General features: G+C 45.3%; 4 protein-coding genes. All 4 read right to left on the bottom strand.

Translation table 11 applies throughout. From position 1 onward, the window contains the following. Positions 1-82 precede the first annotated feature (82 nt). Complete coding sequence (locus QVO88_RS00910) at positions 83-1,036, bottom strand: carbohydrate kinase (RefSeq protein WP_022286653.1); 954 nt, start codon at positions 1,034-1,036, stop codon at positions 83-85. Between the two features lie 14 nt (positions 1,037-1,050). Then, positions 1,051-2,421, bottom strand: coding sequence for a glycoside hydrolase family 32 protein (locus QVO88_RS00905; RefSeq protein ID WP_022286652.1), 1,371 nt, complete (start codon positions 2,419-2,421; stop codon positions 1,051-1,053). A 55-nt stretch (positions 2,422-2,476) separates the two neighbouring features. Then, on the bottom strand, positions 2,477-4,414 hold the full coding sequence (locus QVO88_RS00900) for a PTS beta-glucoside transporter subunit IIBCA (RefSeq protein ID WP_022286651.1): 1,938 nt from the start codon (positions 4,412-4,414) through the stop codon (positions 2,477-2,479). Between the two features lie 165 nt (positions 4,415-4,579). Next, complete coding sequence (locus QVO88_RS00895; protein WP_022286650.1) at positions 4,580-5,581, bottom strand: LacI family DNA-binding transcriptional regulator; 1,002 nt, start codon at positions 5,579-5,581, stop codon at positions 4,580-4,582. Positions 5,582-5,709 lie beyond the last annotated feature (128 nt).

Below are 5,709 nucleotides of genomic sequence, written 5' to 3'. Positions count from 1 at the left end.
TTGTTTTCCTATGTCAACGCTCTTAAAGGGGAAGGCTTTGTTTTAAGGAAATGTATTATTAAAGGATAATTATTATGCAAATTTATATAAATTCTATTTTTCTGTAGGAGTCGATAGCGCCCTGGTGTTTAACGCTTTCACCGCAGAATTTATTTGAAAACGCTATACAGCGTTCTAGCTGTGCATTGTCAAGGTCACAAAGACCTTCGGCGGTCACATTGAGAGTTTTTAGTGCATATAGGAACGAGCCTATAAATCCGTCCCCTGCACCTGTTGTGTCAACTGCTTTCACCTTTTCGCTCTCTGCAAATGCCTGAGCGTTATTGGTGAAAGCATATGCTCCCTCTGAGCCGCAGGTGTATATCACAAGCTTCACATTGCCTGTGAAAAGCTTTGGCAGAGCGGCTTTGATGTCGTTTTCACCTGTGATAAATCCAAGCTCTTCGTCTGATATCTTCACAATGTCAGCCATTGGTATAAACTCATTCACGGTATCATGCAGAGCTTTCTTGTCGTTCCAAAGAGGAAAACGCAGATTAGGGTCAAAGCTTATCATTGCGCCTTTTTGACGTGCATAGGCGATAGCCTTTTTGTGTGCGTCTTTCATCGGAAAATCTCCAAGGGAAACACTGCAAAAATGCAGTGCGTATGCGTCCTCAAACCATTCCTCTTTTACCTGCTCCGCTGAAAAAAGCATATCTGCGGAGGGCTTTCTGTAGAATGAGAACGTCCTGTTGCCGTCATTTTCAAGGCTCACAAAAGCCAAAGCTGTGTTCGCCTTGTCGGTGAAGCTCACAAGGGAAGTGTCGATTCCAGCCCTTGCAAGGTCGCCTGCTATCTTTCTTCCGAATGGGTCATCACCAAGCTGAGTGATAAATTTCGAGCTTCCACCAAGGATAGTGAACGCTCCGCAGACGTTTGCAGGCGCTCCGCCGCTTTTAGGGCTGAAAGCTGTTACTTCTTCAAAGGCACAGCCTGTCTGTGCAGGAATAAAATCTATCAGTGCTTCGCCAATGGCAATAAGTGTGTTTCCCATTGCAGTTCCCCCTCTCAGATGTCCCAGACCTGTGCCTCAAAGCCGTTTACTTTAAGCTTTACGCTGTCATTATCGGGATATATTCTTGTTGACATCACAGTTTCGCCGTCATTGATATATACCTCAATGCTTGACATATCTGCGATAACTCTTATGTTTCTCACGCTGTCTATCTCTGCGTTTCTTACCGTTCTGCCACAGCCGTATTTTTCATCGGTAAATCTCATTGAAAAAAGCTGCTTTTCTTTATCAAAGCTAAGTTCAAGCTTACCGTCAAATGATATGCTGAAGCTGTCCGCAGGCTCGCCGTCAAGCTCAAATGGCAGAGGATATTCTGCAGTTTGACCGCTGCTCTGACGGCGTGCGTTGCTTTTAAGCTCGTCAAATTCAGCTATAGGCTGCTGTCTGAGCTTGCCGTTGGGTGCAACAGTTACAACTCTCGGTATGGTAAGGCAGTGCTGCCAGCCAAGTTCAGTTGTGGCATTGCCGTAGACCTTGTTATCCATGCCAAGCCAGCCTATGAGTATCCTCCTGCCCTGTGGGTCAAGGAACGTCTGCGGTGCATAGAAATCAAAGCCCATGTCCCATTCGGTAAAGTCACCGAGAACGCTGTCCTCAAGCTTGCCCTGAACAGTGAAGTAGCCTGATTCGTTAAGGTTCTGCCACTTTGTTTCATAGTGAGGCATACCCTGCGGGCAGGTGCTTAAAAAGCCCTTGCCGTCTATCTCGAAATAGTCAGGGCATTCCCACATATAGCCGTAGCCCTCTTTGTATACCTTGCCGGTGTATTTCCAGGTTATAAGATCGTCAGATTCGTATACAAGCACACAGCCCTCGTCGTCAAGAGTTCTTGCACCGAGCACCATTTTCCATGCGTCGCCCTCTTTCCACACCTTTGGATCTCTCACATGGCATGAGCAGAAATCAGGGTAGTCGCTGTTTCTGAGAAGTACCTGCTTTTCACTCATTTTGCTTCCGTCTGTGGTGGTGACGTGGATAACGTTCGCACCTCTGCCGGCTTTGACATAATCATAATCGCCTGTCATCTTCACATTACCTGTGTAGAAAATATGCAGAACACCGTCATTTTCAATGGCGCTTCCTGAGTAAACACCATGGCTGTCCTCAGGAATGTCAGGCATCATAACTGCTCTGTCATAAGTCATGTGCATAAGGTCGCTGCCGTGATAATGTCCCCAGCCTCTTGGCGTGTGACCGTCAGCGGCAATTGGGCTGTACTGAAAATAAACATGATATTCGTCCTTGTAAAAGCTCAGACCGTTCGGGTCATTGAGCCAGCCGTCAGGCGGTTCGATATGAAATCTCTGACGCCATTTTGCGTTCTTTATTCTTTCTCTGTTTTCCAGTTTTTCTTTGTTATCCATTTATATCCTCTCCTTTTAATGCGTTGACTATAATTATTGACGGCTTGTCTGTACTTTATGCGTTTACCTTTATTAGCTTATCTCCTATAGTCACTTCTGTGCCTTCTTCTGCAAGCTCCTCAACGGAGGCAAATTCGTCTGAATTGCCCACAAGAACAGGTGTGATAGTCTGATAGCCCTTGCTCTTTATAAAGTCCATATCGAAAGTGATAAGCGTCTGTCCCTTTGTTACTCTGTCGCCCTCAGAAACGTAAGCCTTGAAGCCCTCGCCTTTAAGCTCAACAGTGTTTATTCCAACGTGGATAAGAAGCTCCTTGCCGTTGTCAAGTGTCAAACCAACTGCATGGAAAGTGTCAAAAAGCGTTTCGACCTTGCCGTCGCCGGGTGCAACGACCTTGCCCTCAGTAGGTTCTATTGCCGCACCAAGACCAAGTATGCCCTGCGCAAAGGTCTGGTCAGGAACGTTTTCAAGCTTTACAGCCTTGCCGCTAAGCGGAGCTGTGATAATGCCGTCATCTGCTACATCTGCATTTTCAGCCTTTGTTTCCATAGCCTGTGCAGGCTGTTCAGCCTTTTCTGTCTTGTTTTCGGAAGTCTTGTTCTCGTTTCTTATCTGCTCGTTGTTCGTGCCGAAAAGCCAAGTAAGAGTGAATGCAACGCCCATTGCTACAGCCATTGAGATTATATACTTCACTGGGTGGTTGAGTGTAAGAAGTATTGCAAATATTCCTGTTACACCTGTTGCAGTTGCGCCAAGGTGGAGGATAGAAGCGACCATTGCTCCGCAAGCGCCGCCGATAGAGCCGAATATGAAAGGCTTTACAAATCTAAGGTTTACACCGAATATTGCAGGCTCTGTGATGCCAAGCATACAAGACAGAGCAGATGGATAAGCCATTGATCTTATCTTATTGTTCTTGCTTCTTACTGCCACTGCAAGGCAGGCAGCTCCCTGAGCCATATTTGCGGCAGATGCCAGAGGCAGCCAATATGTCGCACCATATTTAGCAAGCTGACCAATGTCGATAACAGTGTACATATGATGTATACCGCCAACAACTGTTGTTGAATAGAAACCGCCCATTATGAACGAGCCAATGCCGAATGGGATAGTGATAAGCTTCTGAACGCCTGTGATAATGCCATTTTCAAGGGCAACGAATACAGGACCGATAAAGGTGTAAACGAGGAAAGCTGTTACTGTAAGGCTCACAAGAGGTGTAACGAAAAGGTCGACAATGTCAGGCACTTTCTTGTGAAGCTTTTTCTCCATAGTCGCAAGAATGAATGAAGCGATTATGATAGGAATTACATGACCCTGATAGCCTACCATGTGAACGTTGAACAGACCAAATATGGAGAAAGTCTGCTCATATCCGTTTGTGGAAACTGTCCATGCGTTTTGCAGGTCAGGGTGGATAAGGAACATTCCTATTACCGCACCAAGATAAGGGTTGCCACCGAACACCTTAGTTGCAGAATAGCCAATAAGTATCGGCAGGAATGTGAACGCTGCATTTGAAAGCAGTTTGAATATTGTGAAAACATATCCATTTGTGTCAAGGGAGATAAAGCCGTTTGAAGCCATGAAATTCAAGGCTTCCATTATTCCCATGATAAGACCGCCTGCAACGATAGCAGGGATTATAGGTACGAATACGTCGCCGAGAGTTTTGATAAGCCTTTTGAACCAGTTCTGCTTCTGAGCCACCTGAGCCTTGACTTCGTCCTTTGAAGAGGCTTCCACGCCTGCCTCAGCGATAAATTCGTCATAGACCTTGTTTACCGTTCCGGTGCCTATGATAATCTGAAGCTGTCCTGAAGCTTCAAAAACGCCTTTAACAACGTCAATGTTCTCCAATGTTTCTTTCTGTATCTTTGAGTTGTCTGCGATTATAAGTCTTAATCTTGTGGCACAGTGTGCGGCACTGACCAGATTTTCCTTTCCGCCTATAGCAGAAAGTATCTCACGAGCTGAACTTCTGTGATCCATAATATCCCGTCCTTTGCTTGCTTTTTTATTATTTTGTCCGAACTATGTTATTTTATCAGTTTCATCATTTATGTGATACCGATTTCATTAACTATATTATAACCAATGACAGTGCATTTGTCTATTGACAAATAATATAAACTTACAAGGAGGTATTACAAGGTTTCACACAGTTTCACATTTTTTCTCTGTAGACTCACGCTCTTCCAGCTCAAAATCGAGCGTCAGTGTCTTTGGTATAGAGCTTTCTCGTTTAAGTGAATTGAGCAGCATTTGTGCCGCTTCTATGCCTGCGGTGCGATAATGAAAATGCACAGAGGTCAGGGGAGTGGACGTGACATTACAAAGCTGAGAGTCGCCAATACCTGCTATCATTATATCTTCTGGTACTTTCAATCCCTGCTCACGGCAGGCAAGGAGCGCACCTGCGGCAAGATTGTCGGTGGCACAGAAAATGTGGTCGTATTTTCTGCCGCTTCTCAGTAATGTCAAAGCCCTTTTGTAGCCTGAGTCCATTTTAAATTCAGCCGTCTGCATATCAGACTTTTCAATGTTGATGCCGTTATCAGAAAGGGCGTGGAGAAACCCGTCTTTTCTTGCCTGACCTGCCGCCTTGTCCTGCTCGGTAACACCGATAAAAGCGGGCTTTTTGCAGCCTTTGTCAAGCATAAGCTTCTCTGCGGTATAGGCGGCTTTGTAATCGTCATGACAAACGCAGTTTGCACCCTTGTATTCCTGTCCCACAATTACCACCGGCACACGCATTTTTTTCAGCACAGCGTCATGGAGCGGAGTGAAAACAGAAGCCAAGAAGATAACTCCGTCAACACGATTGCTTCGGAAAAGCTCCAGATATTCCACTTCTTTCTTTGGGTCGTTGGCAGAGTTCACAAGCAAAAGCTGATAGCCCTGCTCACTGAGTACCTGACTTATTCCCTCTACCTCTCTTGCACAGCTCTCGCTTGAAAGCTTCGGTATAATAACTCCCACAAGCTTTGTCACCCTTGTTCTCACGTTCTGCGCCTGAACGCTTGGGGCATAGCCTGTGGCTTCTATGGCGGCTTCAATAAGCCTGCGCTTTTCTTCACTCACATAGCCGTCATTGAAATATCTGCTCACAGCAGATTTTGATACTCCTGCGGCTTTTGCAAATTCGGTAATGTTCATTGCTCGTCACTCCTTTTATTGTATTATACCACTGCACTATGAATTTTCAATATGGTTTCATATGAATATTTCATATATAATATGAAACTGTTTCAACTTAAAAAAACTGCCGCACCCAATCGGTACAG

The organism is Ruminococcus sp. CAG:57, from assembly GCF_000435935.1.
GTDB classification, from domain to species: Bacteria; Bacillota; Clostridia; order Oscillospirales; family Ruminococcaceae; genus Hominimerdicola; species Hominimerdicola aceti.
The sequence above is the reverse complement of the archived record's forward strand: the minus strand, read 5'-3'. Positions and strand labels throughout refer to the sequence as shown.